Source organism: Microbispora catharanthi (assembly GCF_006334915.2).
Taxonomy (GTDB): domain Bacteria; phylum Actinomycetota; class Actinomycetes; order Streptosporangiales; family Streptosporangiaceae; genus Microbispora; species Microbispora catharanthi.
In genome coordinates this window covers 18,006-37,294 of the sequence record NZ_VDMA02000039.1, presented here as the reverse complement: position 1 = coordinate 37,294, position 19,289 = coordinate 18,006, and the positions used below count along the sequence as shown (strand labels likewise).

Genomic DNA, 19,289 nt, shown 5'->3' with positions numbered 1-19,289 from the left:
GCTTAGGTCGTGCTTGTCGTCGACCCACTGTGACGTTCGATGTTCGTCGAGCGCATGCGCAGAAGTTGCAGCGCGGCCTGCGACGGACTGCCCTCCGGAGCGCTGTACATCAGCACACGGTGACCTGAGCCGTCGGACAGCGTGAGGGTCTCGAGTTCGAGTGTGAGTGCTCCGACCTCCGGGTGGCGGAGTTGCCGTGTGCCGTACGCGTGGTTGGCGACCGGGTGCCGGGACCAGAGACCGGCGAACTCCTCGCTGTTCAGGGACAGCTCGCCTATCAGTTCGGCCAGTTCGCGGTCGTTCTTGTCGCGGCCTGCGGACATCCTGAGCGAGGCCACCGCGCAGGCGGCCGCGGTCTCCCAGCGTGGGTAGAGGTCGCGGTGGTGTGGATCGAGGAACAACATCCTGGTCAGGTTCGGCCGGTCCGCCGGGCGGTCGGGGGCGCCGGAGTCGAGGTGCCCGGCGAGCAGCAGGTGCCCGAGCGTGTTCCAGGCCAGCACTTCGGTACGGGTGCCGATGACGACGGCCGGCACGTCGCCCAGAGCGTCGATGAGCTGCCGGGTGCCGGGACGTGCGCCGACCGGTTTGGCCGGCCGACGGGACCTGACCGGCACGGGTCTGGCGAGGGTGTGCAGATAGGCCCGCTCGTCCTCGCTGAGCTGAAGCGCGTCGGCCAGGGCCTCGATCACCGACTGCGACGCCTGGTGGCTCTGCCCCTGCTCCAGCCGGGTGTAGTAGGTGACGCTCACACCGGCGAGCTGAGCGAGTTCCTCCCGGCGTAGCCCCGGCACTCGGCGAGCGCCGTACGAGGTGATGCCCACGTCCTCCGGTGTCAGCCTGCTGCGGCGGGTGCGCAGGAAATCGCCGAGTGTTGTTCCGTCCCGCATGCGCCCATTCTGCCTTCACCGCCGGCCGTGTGCCTGTCCCTCCCGTTGCCAGGCGACCGCCGACTACTCACGCGAGGGTGTGGTGTCCCAATCAGGGACCGGGTGACAGTGAGGAACACACGGGGCGTCGCGCCTCGGCGATGCGATGGCCCTGGAACCGCCCCCCGCTGGTGCGGCGTCCTCGCAGGGCGTGATCTTTCCACGGCGCATCCCCCTTCCAGCAAGGAGATCGATATGCGGATCGCCGTCATTCATCCGACATCATCACCGGCTCAGTCGAGCCCACGACCCACGGAGCACCTCACTGATGGCTGACGTCATGGCGTACTGGACGATGAGCGCGGTCGGCCGCGCCAACCTCGAACTCGCCGAAGGCCCGATCCCCACTCCGGGATCAGCCCAGATCCTGGTGAAAGTCGCCGCCGTCGCGCTGAACTACCGGGACCGGATGGCGATCGACGAAGGCCTGACCATGATCTTCCCCGAGAACGCCCCCTTCGTGCCGGGCTCCGACATGGTCGGTACGGTCGTGGCCGTCGGCGTGGACGTCGACCGGTTCACGCCGGGCGATCGGGTGATCTCCACCTGCCTTCCGGACTGGATCGACGGCCCCGGCCCCGGCGACGCGCGCCTCGGCGGGCCCGAAGCGCTCGGAAGCGGTTACTACCCGGGCGTCCTCGCCGAATACGTGATTCTCGACCAGAACTGGGCGGTGGCGGCCCCCGAGCACCTCGGCGACGCTGACGCGAGCACACTCCCCATGGCGGGGCTGTCCGCCTGGACCGCCCTCATCGAACGCGGCCGGCTTCGTGCGGGCCAGACCGTGGTGGTTCACGGCACCGGTGGCGTGGCGCTGTTCGGCCTGAAGATCGCGGCCGCACACGGCGCCGAGGTCATCGTGGTCTCGCGCGACGACGCCAAGCTCGCACGCGCCAAGGACCACGGCGCCGCCCACGGTGTCAACAGAACCACGACCGACTGGGTCGAGGCGGTCTACGACCTCACCGGCGGACGCGGCGCCGACCACATCCTCGAAACCGTCGGCGGCGGACATGTGGCACGTTCAATCGAGGCCGCGGCGGTCGGGGGCCGTATCTCACTGATCGGCATTCTGGACGGTTATGAGATCTCCGGTCCCGTGGCACATCTGGCTCGCAAGAAACTGACCGTCGACGGCATCCAGGTCGGTGACCGCCTGTCCCTTGAAAACCTCGTCCGCGCCGTCGACCGAGCCGGCATAACGCCGGTCATCGACGCCGAGTATCCGCTCGCCGACCTGCCATCCGCTCTGGAGCATCTCGAGCACGGGCCCTTCGGCAAAATCGTCGTGACCATCGGATGAGCCCGTTCGTGGGCCCACCGGGCCGGCGATTGATGCGGAGACGCCACCCGCGTTCCGTTCGCGCCGCGCCCGCGAGCCCAGCCGCGGGGCGAGCGGTGGGAGTCAAGGCCGCGGACCGACCGGCGGGTGCGCCATCCTGTTCCAGGCGAGCACGTCGACGCGCCGCCCGAGGACCAGAGCGGGCGCGTCTCCCAAAGACTCGATCATGAAGCGGACCGTGGGACGCAGGCGTTCCGGAACGGGCCGGCGCGGCGATGTCCTCATCAACGCCGGGCTGGAAGCCTTCGTCGAAGCCTTCCTCCTGGTTCTCGACGCGTCGAAGATGGCTCGCGCGACCGATTCCGGCGAGGCCTTCGGGGCGTCGAACTCGCGGCACATGTCGGTGTCGGTCGGGCCGGTGAAGACGGCGTGGACCCTTACCCCCTCGTGAGCCAGCAGTGCCCGCTGGGCTTGGGTCAGGGAAAACGCGGCCGCCTTCGAGATCGAGTACGCGGGGACGATCGGCAGCGGGGCGAAAGCCGCCACAAACAGGTTGTTGACGATGGCGCAGGGCGAACGGGCCAACTGGGGCAAGAAGGCCTGCGTCACTCCGTAGGTGCCGAAGAGGTCGACGGCGAGATGACGTTCGAGCACGGAGTTACAGCAGGGCGTGGCCTTGACCGGCCTCAAGCTGTGGATGGGCCGTTCTTCCACCGGCCCATCCACAGGTCGATCGTCAGAAGTCGCGGTTGGTGATCCTCACACTTCCGGGCTCGTCCGCCGAGCTCACCACACTGCTGGCCACCTGGGTCGAAGCCGCCGCGGGGGCCGCCGAGGCGATCGCGAGACCGCCGGCAAGAGCTCCGAGCGCGAGCAGCGAGGTAACGACACGCCGCATTATTCCTCCTGTTTCTAGATGTCTTCCCGACCGAGCGGTACATGCGGGGGGCCAATGCCGAGGACAACAACGTCACGGGCCGCGCCATCGCCAAGAGCCCCGGCGTGCAGCCAATCTGGATCCGCGTGAAACGCTTATTTCCCGGCCGACCGTCTGCTGTGTTCAGCATCATGCCAGCGGCCTCGGGGGCCGACGAGGCCGGGAACTGCCGATTTCCGCCGCATTACTGCCGCATTTCGAAAGGGACGCCCGTCTTTATCAGCTACGGCGGCCGGCTGCCCGCCGGTAGTCACGCGGCGCCACACCCCGCCGCCGCACGAAATGTTCACGCAGGACGCTGTCAGAGCGGAAGCCCACTTCCTGAGCAATCTTGTGGATAGGCAGGGCGGTGGTCTCGAGAAGCTCCTCCGCGCGGTCGAGCCGCTGCTCCAGCACCCAGGCGTGGGGGGTGGTGCCGGTGGCTTCCCGGAAACGACGGGCGAAGGTGCGAGGGCTCATCAACGCCTGCCGAGCCATCTCGTTCACGGACAGCGCCCGATGTAGTTGGCTGCGTGCCCAAGCGAGTACCTCGGTCAGCGGGGTGTCATCGCTGCCGGAATGGGCGGTGCGATCCCCCGGCGAGATGGGGAGGAGCGAATGTACGTGACCGCTTTCGCGCCGTGACGCGACCATCGCCTCCCTGGCCACGCCGTTGGCGACTGACGAGCCATGCTCACGGCGCAGCAGATGCAGACACATGTCGATGCCCGAGGCGGCCGCGGCTCCCGTCACAATACGGCCCTCATCGACGTACAGGGCCTCCCCGTCGACCCTGATCGCCGGGTGGAGCTGGGCCAACTGCGCCGCGAACTCCCAGTTGGTAGCGGTCCGACGACCGTCGAGCAGGCCCGTGCTCGCCAGCAGCAGGGTCCCCGTGCAGTAGGCGGAGACGATCGCACCCCGGCGGTAGGCGCCCTTGATCGCCTCGATGATCGGCGCATGCAGCGTGAGCGGCCGCGCCTCGGTGGGCAGCAAGATAACCAGATCAGCGCCGGATATCGCCTCAGGACCGGCTGTCACCTGCATGAGCAGGCCGAGATCCGTACGCAGCAGACCGATATGGTCGGAGCACACCGTGAATTCGAACGCAGGCAACCCTATTCGTGTCCGATCGGCGAAGATGTTGCTGACCGCACTCAGCCCGAACGAGCTCACTCCCTGCATCGCGTACGCCACCACCGAGAGGAACGGCTTGCGCGGCTCGGCCGGGAGACGTTCCGGTATACGGCGGCCGGTGAACGAACGGCAGCGATTGCCCGGAGACTGCCAGGACGCCATCGCCGTGCCTGCACCGATACACCCGTCCGGATCGAACCTCATCATTACCGGACACTCACTTCGCCGACAGGGAACCATCCATGATTCTGAGGCTGCGCGGATACTCGAACATCCAATTCATGCTCCCTTCAGAGTGGAGAAGGAGTGAGCGCCGGGAACGCGGGCCGTCCACCCTCCAGTGCCATCCGGGCGCGCTCTGACGTCGACCCGGCGAAGCGTTGGGGCACACAAGCGGGGATACGCGCTGGGGACTCGAAGAACGTTTCGATTAGAGGCCATGATACCCACACAGTGGGCGCCGCGTTATGCCAGAAGAGTGGTGTTCGTACCATTCGGGTGGACCTGGTCCGCCTCACCCATGCTCTTGCCAGACAGCCGGAGTAACGTCGCAGGATGTGCGCCTCCCCCTACAGCACGCCCTGATGGGTCGCCTGGACGTGGCCGCCGGTGAACATCAGCCTCCGTCGATCCGGCCGTGATTCACGGCTGACGGTCACTCGAATGGCTTGAAATCCTGCCTGCAGACAGTCCCCTCCGCAGGAAGGGTGCCGTTGATGAAATAGGCGGACTCGTGCGCCTCCGCGCACGAGCTCTTGTTCAGGATCACACCGTGACCGTATCCGTCGATCGTCACCAGCCGAGCTCGAGACAGTTTGCGAGCCAAACGCATCCTCCTCGCCGACCGACACGAGTCAGAGCACGAAATCAACGCCAGAGTCACTTGTGTCATGCAAGCATGAACCCGTACGGTGCTTGCATGACGCAAGCAACAAGGGAACGATGGGTGCTGGGCTTGACCTCGCTGGCTTCGCTCATGGTGATGCTGGATGCGTTGATCGTCACCACCGCACTGAACGCCATTCGTGTGGACCTCGGCGCCACGCTTGAGCAACTCGAATGGACCATCGACGCCTACATGCTCAGCTTCGCCGTGCTCCTGCTCACGGCGACGGCACTGGGCGACAGGTACGGCAGGCGTCGTCTTTTCCTGATCGGGCTGGCCGTCTTCACTCTGTCGTCGGCGCTGTGCGCGATGGTCGGCGGCATCGGCTGGCTTGTCGCGGCCCGCGTGGTCCAGGGCGCGGGGGCGGCGATGGTGATGCCGCACGCGATGGCGCTGCTGGGCGCCGGAATCCCGGCCGAACGCCGCGCCAGGGCGCTGGGGCTGTTCAGCAGCATCAGCGGGCTGGCCACGTTGGGCGGACCGCTGATCGGCGGGCTGGTCGTCGAAGGGCTGGCCTGGCAGTGGATCTTCTGGATCAACGTGCCTATCGGCCTGGTCCTGCTCGCTCTGGTGCGTCCCAGACTGGAGGAGAGCAGCGGGAGCGGGGCCCGGCTGGATGCCGCCGGGCTGCTGCTGGCCGCCATGGCGGCCTTCGGCCTTGCGTGGGGGCTGGTACGCGGCAACGTGGCGGGATGGGGAAGCGCGGAGGTGCTCGCCACCCTTATCGTGGGTGGCGTGGCCACCCTCGCCTTCGTGGCCTGGGAATCGCAAGCGCCTGAGCCGATGCTGCCCCTGCGCTATTTCCGCTCCCGCGCGTTTTCCGCCGGCAACGCCGCCGGTTTCCTGCTGTACGGCTCGATGTACGGGTCGGTGTTCTTCCTGGCGCAGTTCATGCAGGTGGCGCTGGGGCGCGGGCCGCTGCAGACCGGCGTGCTGCTGCTGCCGCTGACGGCCACCCTGCTGATCGTGGCGCCGATCGCCGGGGCCTGGGTCAACAGGATCGGCGACCGCCCGCTCATCGTCGCTGGGCTGCTGCTCGAGGCGATCGGATTGGCCTGGTTCGGCCTGATCGCCGGCCCCGGCCTGCCGGTGGTTCAGATAATCGGCCCGCTGGCGGTGGCCGGTGCGGGGGTGTCGACGGCGATGCCCGCCGTGCAGAACGCCGTCATCGGCGCCGTGCCGCGGAGCGAGGTGGGTAAGGCCTCCGGCACGTTCACCATGCTGCGCCAGCTCGGTGCGGCCTTCAGTATCGCGGTCTTGGCCGCCGTTTTCACCGATCTTGGAGGGTACGGCACGCCTCAGCAGTTCGCCGCGGGATTCACACCCGCGATCGGCGTCGCCGCCGCGCTCGCACTGGCGGCGGCCGCGGCAGGCCTGTGGATCCCCGGTCGCAACCCCCTGCCCACCACCCAACCGGTTGTCACATCCTGACGCCCACGGCATGAATACGGCTGGGCGTCCTCGTCGACCTACGGCGTGGCCAGCCGGCCTTCTCGTTGCCCGCCGTCCCCAGCCGACGTGGGCATCGCTTCGCGTGGTGATCAACCATTTCCCCGCATGACATGGAGGACGACCATGACCGATGACCTGAAAGCCCATGCCGACAGGCTCCGTGAGTTGCACCACGCCGACGAGATGCTCGTCTTGCCGAACGTGTGGGACGCCGCCAGCGCCGCGATCGTGGCGGAGGCCGGATTCCCCGTGGTCGCAACCGCCAGCGCCGCGATCTCGGCGATGCTCGGCTACCCCGACGGCGAAGGCGCGCCGTGGCGGGAGATGTTCGCTGCGGCCGGCCGGGTCGCACGGGCTGTGTCGGTCCCGGTCACCATGGACGCCGAGGCGGGATACGGCATGGACCCGCGTGAACTGGTGGACCGACTGCTGGAGATCGGGGTGGTCGGCTGCAACCTGGAGGACACCGACCACCGCGCGGGCGGCCTCGTCGACGCCGGCGTGCACGGGGAACGCCTAGCCGCCATCCGGGCCGTCGCGGACGATGCCGGGGTCCCGATCGTCATCAACGCGCGCGTCGACGTCTTCCTGTCACAGTCCGGAGCGCCTGAGGAGGAGCGGGTCGCGGAGGCGATACGCCGAGGCCGCATCTACCTCGAGGCCGGGGCTGACTGCGTCTACCCGATCGGGGTCGGCGACGAGCGGGCCATCGCCACCCTGGTCGCCGAAGTGCCTGGGCCGATCAACGGCAACACCAGGCCAGGAGTCCTCGATCTGACCAAGCTCGGTGAGCTGGGCGTGGCACGGGTCTCCTATGGCCCCCGGCTCTATCGTGAGGCGTTGGCCGCGCTGAAGTCCTCGGTTGAGGAACTGGCGCCCTGAACTCCTGCTCGGCCGTCCCTCCCACAGCCGTGCGAGTGCGGTCGAGGGTCAGCCGGGAGATCGCATGCGCGACGTGCGGTCGTATGGACAGGCCTAGCGGCGTCCGGGAAGGCGACGCCGGCGGTACGCCGACGTCGCCGCACTCGAAGTCCCGGACGGAGAGGCGGCGAAACGTCACTGCTGTACGGGCGCTCCGAGGAGGAGGCCGCCGTTGACGTCGAGAACCTGACCGGTGATCCAACGCGCGTCCGGCGAGGCGAAGAAGGCGACGACATCAGCGACGTCGGCAGGCTGTCCGTGACGTCCGAGGGAGATCAGGGTGGCGACCTGTCGCACGGTTTCCGGGTTGCCGCGCAACCACTCGTTCATGTCGGTCTCCGTGATGCCCGGCGAGACCGTGTTCACGGTGATGTTCCGCCTGCCGAGAGAGTGGGCCAGCGATCGGCTGAAGACGTTGAGCGCGCCCTTGGTCATGGCATAGACGATCTCAGGTGTGGCGAACCAGGTGACGCCGGAGGACACGTTGATGATGCGGCCGCCGTCGGGCATGAGGGCGAGTGCCCTCTGGGTGATGAACAGCGGCGCCCGCACATTCACGGCGAAAACGCGTTCGTACAGTTCCGGGGTCGCCTTCTCTATGGTGGCGTCGTAGTCGATGACGGCGGCGTTGTTGACCAGGATGTCCAGCGGCCGTCCGTTCAGCCCCTCTTCCAGTCCGACGAAGAGGGTGTCGACGTCGTTTTCGACTCCCAGCGGGACGTGGAGGGGGAACGCCTCCCCTCCGGCCTCGTGGATCGCCGCAACGGTTTCTTTCGCCGCCGCGTGGTTGCTGCCGTAATGCACGGCGACCAAGGCGCCTTCTCTGGCGAGTCGCTCGGCGATGGACCGCCCGATTCCCCGCGACGCACCGGTCACCAGCGCCGTCTTCCCCGTCAATGCCGTCATGATGAACTCCTTGTCAGATGAATGAGACCTGTAGCCGGCGGACAGCTCGGCAGGAGGCCTGGGTGCCGTCGACTCTGGGATCGCGAACACGAATGGCGATCTCTCATGAAAGCCGGCGTCCCACTTTGTTAGGGACCGATCCCTAACAAACTGTAGAGGCGAGGTGCGGACAGGGCAAGGGGGGTGTGGTCCAGCCCACTCCGTAGGAAACCATCCCTAACAAACTGGTAGTCTGCGCCCATGTCCAGGCCGCGAGTCGCCCAGCGACGTACGTCAGAACAGACTCGGGAACTCGTACTGGAGATCGCGAACGAGCTGTTCTACTGGCAGGGCATCCGAGCCGTCGGCGTCGACCGGATCGCCGCCGCCGCCGGGATCGCGCCCACCACGCTGTACCGGTTGTTCGCCTCGAAGGACGACCTCATCACCGCGTACCTCGCGCGCGCGGCCGACGGCTACCGGCAGTGGTTCGCGGCGGCCGCCCAGGCGGACGGGCGATCTCCACGCGATCGGATCCTGGCGGTGTTCGATGCGCTCATCCCGCAGATCCAGCCGGACCGCTGCCGCGGGTGTCCTTTCCTGATGGCGCTGAGCGAGTTCCCCGGCCACGCTCAGGCCGTGGCCGTCAAGCGGTGGGTCCGCGAGCGCTTCGGTGAGCTCGCCGAGGAGCTCGCGCTGGTCAGCCCGGTCGAGGATCCGGCGCTCCTGGCTGACCGACTCACTCTGATCATGGAGGGCGCCTACGCGTCCGTCCAGGCATTGGGCATCGACGGTCCCGCACGCCAGGCTCGGAACTTCGCCGAGGCCACATTGCCAGTATCTGCCTGAGCCGGCGCGAGCACGGAAGCGGACTTCGGCAAGGCCGGCGACACCTTCTTGATGCAACGTCCCACCGAGCCGACGGCGAGCGCCGGACCGGTGATCAGCCGTAGAGACGGGCCTGGCTCTCCCCCGGATCCGTCCCTCGCCGCCGGTGTTGATCCGGTGGCCGGAAGAAGTGCTGTCGAGTCGCAGGACACCGCATAACCGATGGTTATGACAACAGGTATTGGACATGCCGGTCTCATAATCCAAGACTTGCAGGCAGGGACGTTCTTACCCGGACGCGGTCACGGCTATTCCGCCGTATTTGCAGCTCACTCCTCCGCGGGTCGACCCGCCGAGGTTCTGTCATAGTGGAGTTGAAGTATGTCTATTTCTCGTATTCGTCCCGCCTATACGGCGGACGAGAGGAGTCAGCTCACCGGCTGGCTGGACCTGCAGCGGGCCATAGTCCACTGGAAATGCGAAGGACTGTCCGACGAGAATGCCCATCGACCGGTCCTCGCGACATCTCCCGTCATGACGATGGCCGGGCTGATCTCTCACCTGCGCTGGGTCGAGTTCCTGTGGTTTGAAGTCGTCTTCCTCGGCAGAAAGGCGCAGGGGCCTCATTTCGATGACGGCCCGGAAGACGCCGACATGATGGTCAAGGGAATTCCGCTGGAACAACTCCTCAAAGACTACGAGCGACAGTGTGAGATCTCGAACGAGATCATCGCCGCTCATTCCTTGGAAGCCGTGGGCCGGCATCCCGATTTCAAGGTCGCGGCCGCCAATCTGCGCTGGATCCTGATCCACATGATCGAAGAAACCGCTCGTCACGCCGGTCATGCGGACACGATCAGAGAGCTTCTCGATGGAACCAAGGGTTACTACTGAAGTTCAGCGCCTGCGCAGGGCGTGCTCGGGCGGGCGGCCGATGTTCGAGGCGTAGGTGCGGGGTTCTGCCTTACAGGATGGCGCCTTCCTCGGCCTCGGCTGCGCCCTGATCTACCGGCGCCGCCTCAGCTCATTACGTTGGCAGCTCCTGGTCCTGCTCGCCCTCTGGCCGGGCGGCGGCCTGAAGACACTCGAGAAAGGCTTTGACGACCGGGCGACGGTCTGATGGGCTCCAGGCGACGGCAAGCTCGGCGGACGGGATATCCGGTACCGGCCTGAACACGACGTCAGGGCGTTCATACAATTTCGCGTTTCCTTCAGCCAGGAGAACCACTCCCAAGCCGCTCGCGATCATTTCGAAGGTCTCCTCCGCCGACGTGGCCTCCCCAGCGATCCGGACCTCCCTCCGCACGTCCAGCCCAAGCCAGAAATTCCGAAGAGCTCCTGCGGCGGCGGGTAGCGCTATGAACGCCTCATCGGCCAACTCGGCTAATGAGATTTCGGTGCGTTCGGCCAGCGGGTGCGTGACCGGCAGCGCCACGTAACGAGGCTCGCGGTACAGTACACGTGTGGCAAGTCCGTCCGGCGCCGGCAACCAGATGAAGGCCACGTCCGAGCTACCGTTCGTCAAACCGGCGCTCGGGTCGTCCCACGCGATAAGCCGCATGAGAACATTGCAATAGGGCATGCGCGACTTGAAAAGCTGCAGCGCATTTTGCTGGAGATTACGCCCTACAGCCGTTTGCAGTCCGATCACCAGCATCGCCGAATTAGCGTATCGGGCCGATTCCAGGCCTTCTCCCCACAGAGACAGCAACTTCTGGGCGGTGGGCAACAGCGCCTCCCCCTCGGAGGTCAGCGCAACGCCGCGGGGAGTTCGCTGAAGCAATGAGAATCCGAGCTGTCGCTCGAGTGCGCGTATTTGCTTTGACAGCGCAGGCTGTGAGACGAACAGTCGCTCGGCAGCCCGAGTGAAGTGAAGTTCCTCGGCGACTGCGACGAAGTAGCGGAGTTCACGCAGGTGTACATCCATAGATGGGGCCGCCCAACTACAGTTGAGGTGATCCGAAGTCAACCCAAGTATCATCGGATGGATTCAGAACGGGCGAAGTGCGGCTAAAGCCGACTGTCGGGCGGCCAAGCATCTCGCCGGGGAGTCCGGCTGGTCGAGCGATTCCAGTTCGTCGCCGACCGCGCCAGCGCCTTCGCGCCTTCGGCGTGAAGCGACACCTCCGGGCGACTTGCATCATACAAGCTAAACTATCCCGGACGCTTTCATGATGCAAGTTCCCTGAGTAGACTTGAGTCCATGCTGGGGAAGACTTACGACTCACAGGTGTGTTCGATCGCGCGCGCCCTGGAGGTGATCGGCGAACGCTGGAGCCTGCTGATCGTCCGCGACGCCCTGTTCGCGGGGGCGACCCGCTACAGCGACTTCCAGCGCAGATTGGGCATCGCGACCAACGTCCTCAAGGCCCGGCTCGACGGCTTCGTCGATGCCGGGATCATGCGGCGCCACAGGTACTCCGAGCAGCCCGAACTGTACGAGTACCTGCTGACCGACAAGGGGCGGGCGCTCGCGCCCGCGCTGGTCGCGCTCACCGAGTGGGGCGACCAGTGGGCAACGGACGGAGAGCCGCCGATCCTCTACACCCACTCTGTGTGCGGCGCCGGAATCACTCAGCAGACGGTGTGCGCCCACTGCGGTCGCGTGGACGACCCGGCCGAGATCCAGGCCACGATCGGGCCCGGCATGCCCCCCGAACGCATACCACCCAAGGCTTGACCAACACCCACGCCTCTACCAGCCGGGACTCTTACACCACTCCCTAGGTACCGGACTGGACATCTTCCGGGTGTGGGGACCGGTCGCTTCTGAACGGCGCTGCTTGAGAGGTGCTCGTCTGATCTCCGGAGGCTCCGGAGGGCCATGGGTCGGCGACCGCGTGCAGCAGCCGGCTGAGGGCCGACAGATCTCCTACGACGGCGACGCTGCCGTCGGCACACGCAGTCGTGAGTGTGGCTGGATCGGCCAGCAGGGCGCTGAGCGTCTTGGGCTCTGCACGGAGCGAGACGTCTGCCATCGCAGTTTCACCGGGCTGCACCTGAACCCGTCCAGACGCCAGGCGGACCGTCCAAAGCCGACCGTCGAGCTCGAGACGGCAATTCGTGGGCGGCGCCGCGGGGTCGGAGCGGGCGGCACGTTGCAGGAAGATCAGCACGGAGGTGGCGCTGAGCGCGGTCGGCGGCGGGGGTTGCGGCGCGTCGGTCCCCCAGTCGCCCAGATCCAGCAGGATCGGTTCCAGCTTCCGACCCCATTCGGTCAGTTCGTAGACGCGCGGGCCTTCCGTCGGGTCCAGTCCCCGGCGGATCACCCCGTTGTGTTCGAGTTCTCGTAGTCGATCTGCAAGCAGGTTCGAGCTGACGTGGGGCAGAGCACGCCGCAGCTCTGAGAAACGTTGAGGTGCCAAGAGCAGCTCGCGGACGACCAGCAGGGCCCATCGTTCTCCGATGACGTCGAGGGCCCGGGCGATCCCACATGAGTCCCGATAGCTACGGCTGGTTGGCATGCCCACCCTCCTCGTCCAATCCGATCCTAATCCAGGATAGAAGTTAGTTGTTTTTAACAACTGATTGTGGTTACTGTTTTGCTCGCACGGCCGTACTGGCCCAGAACGGCCGCGTCAGCTACGCGGTGCTCGACCAGCCACCACCCGGCGTACGAGAGGACCGATCACGGGCAGCCGGATCTCCACCTCGAGATCAGTGGACCCATCTGGCGACCCTCGGCAGCACCAGCCCGAAGACTTCCTCGAGAAGGAGCGGATTGATGCAGATGAAGACTCAGGCGGTAGCGCTGATCACCGGCCTGATCATCGGGGTGATCTGCATCCCGGTCGCCTGGGCCGCCAGCTTCCTGAAGCCTCCGTCGATCGCGGAGGCGGCAGAGCCCGCGGCGGCGACGGTGTGACCACCAGCTTGCCTAACCACTCGGAAGAATCAATCACCTGGAGGACACGTATGAACGGATTGCTGCTTGATGGTAAGAACGCAGTCATCTATGGAGGCGGGGGCGCTATCGGCGGCGCCGTCGCACGGGTATTCGCCCGGGAAGGCGCGAGGGTCTTCGTCGCCGGACGCACGCAGGCGAAGCTCGACGCCGTGGCGCGTGATATCGCCGCCACGGGCGGAACGGTCGAGACCGCGGCCGTCGACGTTCTCGATCAACAGGCGGTCGAAAAGCACGCCGATGCGATCGCGGCGAAGGCCGGCAGCATCGACATCGCCCTCAACGCCGTGAGTGTCATGCACGACCAGGGGACTCTGCTGGCGGACCTCTCGCTGGAGGAGTTCATGCGGCCGATCGACGGCTTTCTGCGGACGCTGTTCATCACAAGCAAGGCTGTGGCACGGCACATGGGCCGCGAGCGTCCTGGCGTCATCCTGACTTTGTCCGAGCCGGGTTCCAAACTGGCTGTAAGCGGCATCTTGGGGCACGCCGTGAGCGCGGCCGGCAAAGAGGCCTTCTCTCGGGTTCTGGCCGCGGAGCTGGCGCCCGGCAACATCCGGGTCATCGGCATCCGTCCACACGCTGTCGTCGATGCGCCGGCAGCGGGCTCCTACACCAAGGACCTCTTCAAGCAAACCGCGGCAGCGGCCGGGCAGTCGGTCCAGGAATTGCTCGAAGGCGGGGGGATGGCGCAGGGAACGCTTCTGAAGAGGCTGCCCACACTGTCTGAAATAGCAGCGACGGCCGCGTTCCTGGCTTCGGATCGAGCTGGAGCCATGACCGGAACAATCGCCAATCTGTCCGGCGGCGCACTTGTCGACTGAGGTACCACTGCCAGGCGGCATTCACGGTGTCGCCTGGCAGAGCCGGTGCATGCGCCTGAGCGAGAGGACGGCCGCGGTCGCTCAGCGGAGAGCGATGGGCACTCATGGTGACTCCACCACTGGACAGAGCCACGCCCGGACCATTCAAGCGCGGCCCCGCTCTTACTGATCGCACTCGTCATGTTCCATCCGATAGAAACGATCAGAGTCCGGATTGGGATGCGCGGATGTCGCGCACATCGCTGTTACGGGTTGGAGAGACGGTTGCGAGTGGCCATGGCCCGGGCCGCGGGGATGCTGCCGATCACGAGCAGCGTCAGCGCGACATCACCCAGGACAAGGGGCCGGCCCGGCAACACGAAGAGCGCGACTGTCAGGGGGCTGCTGGCCAACATTGACCAGGCCGCCCATCTCGGGATGACTCTGGCTCGGCGCAGCGCGATGGCGAGCATCACGTAAGCCACCAGATGCCCAGCGATATAGACGAGCAGGTAGCCGCCCATCACTGCGTCGTTCGCGAACTGGTCCAACAGCGTGGCGTACGAACCGCTGTCGGGTAGGGCGGCCATGGCCATGGTGAGGTCGTCCAGGGCGGTCAGGGCCGAGAACGGTAGCCAGCCCACCACCGCGAGCAGTCCACCGATCGTGGCCAGCCACGGTGCCCGGGCATAGGCGAGATACGCGAGGCCGACCGCTCCGAGAGGGAGCAGAAAAGAGGCGAGGACGTACGCGACCAGGTGCACGGTGTTGGTGATCGGATCCGCCGCGGCGTTCGCCGCGATGCTCGTCGCTCCATCTTCGTGGACGGCAGGAATGAGGATGCTACCAACGTCGTAACCGAGCGGTCCGCCAACGATCGCCACCGCCAGGACGAGCCGCCACAGCCGCTCATATTTGGGCATTTTCTCGGAAGACTTCTCGTCCCGGGTGAACGAATCTGATGCGTGCTCATTCAAGGTCACTGGCCGGGATGAGCGCCCGAACGCGGAAAGAATCATTTCCGGTACCTCCTGGGAAACCGCCGACGTCACAACGACGAGTTTGGGAGAGCTCGCCGTTGCGGTGCTGCCAGTAGCTTTCCGCTCGGTCATGGGGCACGTCGTCGGTTGCCCTGCGGCACTTCACCTACGCATGTCCAGGTATCCAGGGAATCCAGCGTACGTTGCTGAACGTATCCGGGAGGAAACCGCGCAGGTCAATTGGTGCGGCCCGGGTGGACCAGGCCGGATTCATAGGCGAAGACGACCAGTTGCGCGCGATCGCGGGCGGCGAGTTTGACCATTGCCCGGGAGACGTGGGTACGCGAGGTTGCAGGGCTGATCACCAGCCGATCGGCGATCTCCTCATTGGACAACCCCCGGGCCACCAGAGCGACGACCTCCCGTTCCCGCACTGTGAGCAGATCCAGCGCCCGTGCGGCAGGCCCCGTCGGTGCGGGAGCGCCGGCGAACGCCGTAACCAGTCGGCGCGCGGCCTGCGGGGAGAGCAACGCGTCACCGGCAGCGGCCACCCGGATGCCGCGCAGCAGTTCAGCGGGCTCGGCGTCCTTGAGCAGGAAGCCGGCCGCGCCCGCACGAATCGCCTCGAAGACAAGTTCGTCCTCATCGAACGTCGTCAGCACCAACACCCTCACATTGGACAGGTGGGGGTCCGCGGCGATCGCCCGGGTGGCCGCCAGCCCATCCAGCACCGGCATCCGGACGTCCATCACGATCACGTCCGGACGGTGAGCGCGAGCGGCGGCGAGCGCCTGCTGTCCGTCGCCGGCCTCGGCGACCACCTCCACGTCGGGTTCGGCGGTCAGTAGCGCCCGTAACCCGGAACGGATCATCACCTGGTCGTCGGCGAGCACCACCCGCAGCACGGTCACCGCTTCGCCCCCAGCGGCAGTCGCGCATGGACGGTGAAGCCGCCGCTGGGCGCCGGCCCGGCCCGCACCTCACCACCGACCGCGGCGACCCGTTCCGCCAGCCCGCGCAGGCCGTGGCCGGGGGCGCGTATCGGTTCCGCGGCGCCGATGCCGTCGTCCGCGACGTCGATCTCCAGCCAGCCGTCGACGGTTCCGACATGAACCCGAGCACTCGCGCCGGGTCCGGCGTGACGCATCACGTTAGTCAACGCCTCCTGGACGATTCGATAGGCGGTGGCGGAGATCACATCGGGGACCGCATGACCATCCAGGTCCGTGGCCAGATCCACACCCAAGCCGGCCTCACGCACCGACGTCACCAGCGCATCGAGTCCCGCGAGATCGGGCGCGGCCCGCGGCGGATCCTCGCTCGTCCCTCGCACGACCGTCAACGCGGCGCGTGCCTGGGCGAGCGCGTCGGTGCTGAGCTGCCGGATCGCGTGGAGCGCCTCCCGGGCCTGCTCCGGGCGGTCGCTCAGCAGGTGCAGCCCTACTCCGGCCTGGAGGCTGATCGTGGCCAGGCTGTGGGAGAGCACGTCGTGCAACTCCCGGGCGATACGAAGCCGCTCCTCCGCGACCTTGCCGACGGCCTCCTCTTCGGCGAGCCGCCGACGGACCTGCGTGGCGCGGGCGGTCAGGACCGCGACCGCCGCCCATACCGCCGCGATCGTGATCATCGGGGCCGGCTGCCAGCCTTCCGGCGGACCGGTGGCGACCGCCACCCCCAGCCCACCGATCGAGGCGAACGGAACCCACACGCGCGCTTCGGTGACCCCAGAGACCAGCGCCAGCAGGCCCGCGAACGCGCCCAGGTAGATGGGCCAGCCAGCGAACCGCAACCCCAGGTAGGCCACCGCTGTGCCCACGGTCAGCGTGAAGGCGAGCAGCGGATTGATTCGCCGTAGAGCCAACGCCAACCCACACACCACCAGGAGTGCCAGCCCGAGCGCGGTTACGGGACGGGCCTCTGGCTGGGTCACCCGAGCGACCTGCGACATCAGGGCCATGAACGTCGCAAAGATTACCGCCGTAGCCACGTCCACCGCAGAACCCGCACGCATCATCACAGAATAGACATCTACTGAGCAGGCATGAGAGGACGAGGCCGAGGTGGGGCGGCGCTGATCTCGCCGCCCCACCGATCGACGGCCGGCCGTTAGGCGGGCAGCCAGTTCGGCAGCCAGTTGGGAATGCCGGTGGTCTCCTTACTCATGTCGCTCTCACCTCCTTTCACCGTGGGCCGGGGTGGACGTGCTCGCCTGTGCGTCGTACCGATCGCAGGACGCCGAGCACGCCGTACGTGCCGATCGCTCCGGCCCCGCAGATGACCGCGTGCGGAGGGAACACCTCCGCGAGGGCGCCGCCGGCGGCCATGCCCACGCCCTGCAGGGTCATGATTCCGGCGCCGAGCAAGGACATGGCCCGCCCGCGCATCTGGTCCGGCACCGCCTCGACGAACCATCTGTCCATGCCGAGTGTGTAGGCGGCGCAGGCTCCGGTGAGCAGCATGAGCGCCGCCCCCGCAAGCAGCGACGGATGAAACGCGAACGCGGCCATCGGCAGCATGGACACCGCCGCGAGCGGGAGCGCGATCCGGTCGCGGGCGGCAGGCCCGAGCATCGTGCCGGCCAGCACCTCGCCGACGACGGTTCCTGTGGGCATCGCTGCCAGGAACAGTCCTAACCCCGCCGAGCCCGCAGAGGCTGCGTCCGCGTAGGGGGCGGCCACCCCCTCAGCGACGACGAAGAACATCGGCGGGATCCACCACATCAGCAGCAGCGCGCGGACACGGCGGTCGCCCAGCAGCCGCCCGGCCGAGGCGAGAGACTGGCGCATCGCCGTGCCGCTCGCAGACGCCCGGGCCGGCCGCTCATGTGTTCCCAGGCGAAGCAGGAGCGCGGAGCAGAGGAAGGTGGCGCCGGCCACGCAGAGTGCCACGCGGGCCGGGAGCCACACCAGCGCCAGGCCGCCCAGCCCGTAGCCGATGATCTGGGAGGTCTGCGCGACGATCCGCACCAGCGAACGGCCGAGGACGTACAGGTCGCCCTGCAGGCTGTCCGCCAGACTCGCCGCCCGGGTGCCGGTGAACAGCGGCGCGATCATCGCGACGGCGCACCGCAGGACGAACAGCGCAGCGAGCGGTGTCCGCGGCACGGCCATCGTGATCATGCACGCGGCGCTGAGCAGGTCGCAGATGACGAGCAGCCGGCGCGGCGGATGCCGGTCGGCGAGGCCGGACAGCAGCACCCCGCTGAGTGCGTACGGCATGAAGCCGAGCGCGAAGATGAGGGCGCTCAGCAGAGCAGACCCGGTCTGGCGGAAGACGAGCACGACCAGCGCGACCTCGGCGAAGACGCCCCCCAGAACGGAAAGCACATGAGCGGCGAAGATCGCCCGGAATTCCCGCACCGCGAACACGGCCCGATACCCGCCGCCCGGGAGGTCCTCCGCGAGCAGGCTGGTACGCCGTGCATGGCGACTCATGGAATGTCGTTCCCGATCAGCCTGTGGGGCAACTGTGGTACGTCTCGACCATCCACCTGCCATCGCGTCGCGTGAGCGACCAGGTTGCCCACTCCCACCGGTCGGACGGAGGTTCGGCTTCGCCGGGCAACGCTGTGCCGCTCCGGGTGACCACGACGGCCACGTCCTCGGCGAGGAAGCGCACGCTCTGCGGCGTGTGGATGCGCCGCGAGCCCTTGAGCGGCCCGGCGAACGCCTCACTCATGCTCGCCCGGATCTCTGCTCTGCCACGCAGATGGACTCCGGGCAGGATCACGGTGGCGTCCTCGGCGTACCGGTCGGCGAACACACCGCCGTCGCCGTCCCTCCACGCGCTCGACGTCGCGTCGAACACCTCGAGTACGCCCCGCTCCGCCTCTCGCGCCGCTCGTCCGTGCAGATCTGAACTCATCTCATCCTCCGAAGATCAGTGGGCGGTCATGCGACCGTAGTACGGTCTACTACAAAAAAACAAGTATTGGCTTCGTTAAGTGTAGAGAACTGAGATGACGAGGAGCGAGCCATGCCGGCACCGGTGCTCACCGAGTTCGCCCAGGACGACTTCGTGCGGGACGCCGCCGCGTACCGCCGTGAACTCGTCGCCCACTGCTACCGCATGGTCGGCTCGGTCGACGAGGCCGAAGACCTGGTACAGGAGACCCTGCTGCGCGCGTGGCGCGGCCGCGACGCCTTCGAGGGCCGGTCCTCGCTGCGTACCTGGCTGTACCGGATCGCCACCAACGTGTGCCTGACCGCGCTGCAGCACAACAACAGCCGCCGCGTCATGCCATCGGGCCTCGGCGGCCCCTTCACCAGCGAATGTCTGACTGCCGACGCGAGCCGGCGCCAATGCAGACCTCAGCGGCATGCCGGAGGAATCGGGACGTGGTGTGATCGACACCGCGCCCCTGCCGTGT

General features: G+C 67.0%; 21 protein-coding genes and 1 pseudogene. 9 read left to right on the top strand and 13 right to left on the bottom strand.

The window, feature by feature from the left end; all coding sequences use genetic code 11:
• Positions 1–2 precede the first annotated feature (2 nt).
• Complete coding sequence (locus FH610_RS40795) at positions 3–887, bottom strand: helix-turn-helix transcriptional regulator (RefSeq protein ID WP_139580597.1); 885 nt, start codon at positions 885–887, stop codon at positions 3–5.
• A 334-nt stretch (positions 888–1,221) separates the two neighbouring features.
• On the opposite strand from FH610_RS40795, the gene FH610_RS40790 reads away from it, so the two are divergent.
• The gene (locus FH610_RS40790; protein WP_205826413.1) at positions 1,222–2,229 is read left to right on the top strand and encodes a zinc-dependent alcohol dehydrogenase family protein; all 1,008 of its coding nucleotides are present in this window, start codon (positions 1,222–1,224) and stop codon (positions 2,227–2,229) included.
• Positions 2,230–2,331: 102 nt separating this feature from the next.
• Here the strand turns inward: FH610_RS40790 and FH610_RS44060 are convergent, their stop codons facing one another.
• The 4 genes from FH610_RS44060 to FH610_RS45795 all read right to left on the bottom strand — a co-directional run bounded on the left by FH610_RS44060 (position 2,332) and on the right by FH610_RS45795 (position 5,093).
• A complete protein-coding gene (locus FH610_RS44060; RefSeq protein WP_205826412.1) occupies positions 2,332–2,922 on the bottom strand; it encodes an SDR family NAD(P)-dependent oxidoreductase in 591 nt (196 codons plus the stop codon).
• A 22-nt stretch (positions 2,923–2,944) separates the two neighbouring features.
• The gene (locus FH610_RS43150; RefSeq protein ID WP_161628207.1) at positions 2,945–3,106 is read right to left on the bottom strand and encodes a hypothetical protein; all 162 of its coding nucleotides are present in this window, start codon (positions 3,104–3,106) and stop codon (positions 2,945–2,947) included.
• Between the two features lie 258 nt (positions 3,107–3,364).
• Positions 3,365–4,468, bottom strand: a complete 1,104-nt coding sequence (locus tag FH610_RS40780; protein WP_205826411.1) for a GlxA family transcriptional regulator — start codon at positions 4,466–4,468, stop codon at positions 3,365–3,367.
• A gap of 448 nt (positions 4,469–4,916) precedes the next feature.
• Positions 4,917–5,093 carry an alpha/beta hydrolase gene (locus FH610_RS45795; protein WP_420813797.1) on the bottom strand — a complete coding sequence of 59 codons (177 nt, stop codon included), beginning with the start codon at positions 5,091–5,093 and terminating at the stop codon, positions 4,917–4,919.
• 66 nt (positions 5,094–5,159) lie between these two features.
• On the opposite strand from FH610_RS45795, the gene FH610_RS40770 reads away from it, so the two are divergent.
• Complete coding sequence (locus FH610_RS40770; protein WP_205826410.1) at positions 5,160–6,578, top strand: MFS transporter; 1,419 nt, start codon at positions 5,160–5,162, stop codon at positions 6,576–6,578.
• A 144-nt stretch (positions 6,579–6,722) separates the two neighbouring features.
• Entirely contained in the window at positions 6,723–7,481 is a 759-nt protein-coding gene (locus FH610_RS40765) for an isocitrate lyase/PEP mutase family protein (RefSeq protein ID WP_139580594.1), read from the top strand.
• A gap of 174 nt (positions 7,482–7,655) precedes the next feature.
• Here the strand turns inward: FH610_RS40765 and FH610_RS40760 are convergent, their stop codons facing one another.
• The gene (locus FH610_RS40760) at positions 7,656–8,516 is read right to left on the bottom strand and encodes an SDR family NAD(P)-dependent oxidoreductase (RefSeq protein ID WP_240809492.1); all 861 of its coding nucleotides are present in this window, start codon (positions 8,514–8,516) and stop codon (positions 7,656–7,658) included.
• 150 nt (positions 8,517–8,666) lie between these two features.
• On the opposite strand from FH610_RS40760, the gene FH610_RS40755 reads away from it, so the two are divergent.
• The gene (locus FH610_RS40755) at positions 8,667–9,254 is read left to right on the top strand and encodes a TetR/AcrR family transcriptional regulator (protein ID WP_139580593.1); all 588 of its coding nucleotides are present in this window, start codon (positions 8,667–8,669) and stop codon (positions 9,252–9,254) included.
• A gap of 360 nt (positions 9,255–9,614) precedes the next feature.
• On the top strand, positions 9,615–10,127 hold the full coding sequence (locus FH610_RS40750) for a DinB family protein (RefSeq protein WP_139580592.1): 513 nt from the start codon (positions 9,615–9,617) through the stop codon (positions 10,125–10,127).
• A 133-nt stretch (positions 10,128–10,260) separates the two neighbouring features.
• On the opposite strand, the gene FH610_RS40745 is transcribed toward FH610_RS40750, so the two are convergent.
• Positions 10,261–11,160 carry a LysR family transcriptional regulator gene (locus tag FH610_RS40745; RefSeq protein WP_139580591.1) on the bottom strand — a complete coding sequence of 300 codons (900 nt, stop codon included), beginning with the start codon at positions 11,158–11,160 and terminating at the stop codon, positions 10,261–10,263.
• A gap of 276 nt (positions 11,161–11,436) precedes the next feature.
• Between FH610_RS40745 and FH610_RS40740 the strand changes: the two genes are divergently transcribed.
• The gene (locus FH610_RS40740; protein WP_139580590.1) at positions 11,437–11,913 is read left to right on the top strand and encodes a winged helix-turn-helix transcriptional regulator; all 477 of its coding nucleotides are present in this window, start codon (positions 11,437–11,439) and stop codon (positions 11,911–11,913) included.
• A 43-nt stretch (positions 11,914–11,956) separates the two neighbouring features.
• Here the strand turns inward: FH610_RS40740 and FH610_RS40735 are convergent, their stop codons facing one another.
• A complete protein-coding gene (locus tag FH610_RS40735; RefSeq protein ID WP_139580589.1) occupies positions 11,957–12,697 on the bottom strand; it encodes a winged helix-turn-helix transcriptional regulator in 741 nt (246 codons plus the stop codon).
• 260 nt (positions 12,698–12,957) lie between these two features.
• On the opposite strand from FH610_RS40735, the gene FH610_RS43140 reads away from it, so the two are divergent.
• Together FH610_RS43140 and FH610_RS40730 are read left to right on the top strand one after the other, a co-directional pair.
• Positions 12,958–13,098 carry a hypothetical protein gene (locus tag FH610_RS43140; protein WP_161628205.1) on the top strand — a complete coding sequence of 47 codons (141 nt, stop codon included), beginning with the start codon at positions 12,958–12,960 and terminating at the stop codon, positions 13,096–13,098.
• A 50-nt stretch (positions 13,099–13,148) separates the two neighbouring features.
• Positions 13,149–13,961, top strand: coding sequence for an SDR family NAD(P)-dependent oxidoreductase (locus tag FH610_RS40730; RefSeq protein WP_139580588.1), 813 nt, complete (start codon positions 13,149–13,151; stop codon positions 13,959–13,961).
• Positions 13,962–14,206: 245 nt separating this feature from the next.
• Here FH610_RS40730 and FH610_RS40725 read toward each other — a convergent pair whose 3' ends face one another.
• The 5 genes from FH610_RS40725 to FH610_RS40705 form a co-directional block, all read right to left on the bottom strand.
• Positions 14,207–14,959: a hypothetical protein gene (locus tag FH610_RS40725; RefSeq protein WP_139580587.1), complete on the bottom strand. Its 753-nt coding sequence runs from the start codon at positions 14,957–14,959 to the stop codon at positions 14,207–14,209.
• 197 nt (positions 14,960–15,156) lie between these two features.
• On the bottom strand, positions 15,157–15,825 hold the full coding sequence (locus FH610_RS40720; RefSeq protein ID WP_139580610.1) for a response regulator: 669 nt from the start codon (positions 15,823–15,825) through the stop codon (positions 15,157–15,159).
• Positions 15,826–15,827: 2 nt separating this feature from the next.
• A complete protein-coding gene (locus tag FH610_RS40715; protein WP_161628204.1) occupies positions 15,828–16,913 on the bottom strand; it encodes a sensor histidine kinase in 1,086 nt (361 codons plus the stop codon).
• Between the two features lie 187 nt (positions 16,914–17,100).
• The gene (locus tag FH610_RS40710) at positions 17,101–18,354 is read right to left on the bottom strand and encodes an MFS transporter (protein ID WP_139580585.1); all 1,254 of its coding nucleotides are present in this window, start codon (positions 18,352–18,354) and stop codon (positions 17,101–17,103) included.
• 16 nt (positions 18,355–18,370) lie between these two features.
• Positions 18,371–18,784 carry an SgcJ/EcaC family oxidoreductase gene (locus FH610_RS40705; RefSeq protein WP_139580584.1) on the bottom strand — a complete coding sequence of 138 codons (414 nt, stop codon included), beginning with the start codon at positions 18,782–18,784 and terminating at the stop codon, positions 18,371–18,373.
• Positions 18,785–18,895: 111 nt separating this feature from the next.
• Here FH610_RS40705 and FH610_RS40700 point away from each other — a divergent pair.
• Positions 18,896–19,180: pseudogene (locus FH610_RS40700) on the top strand (sigma-70 family RNA polymerase sigma factor); the annotation flags it as partial.
• Positions 19,181–19,289 lie beyond the last annotated feature (109 nt).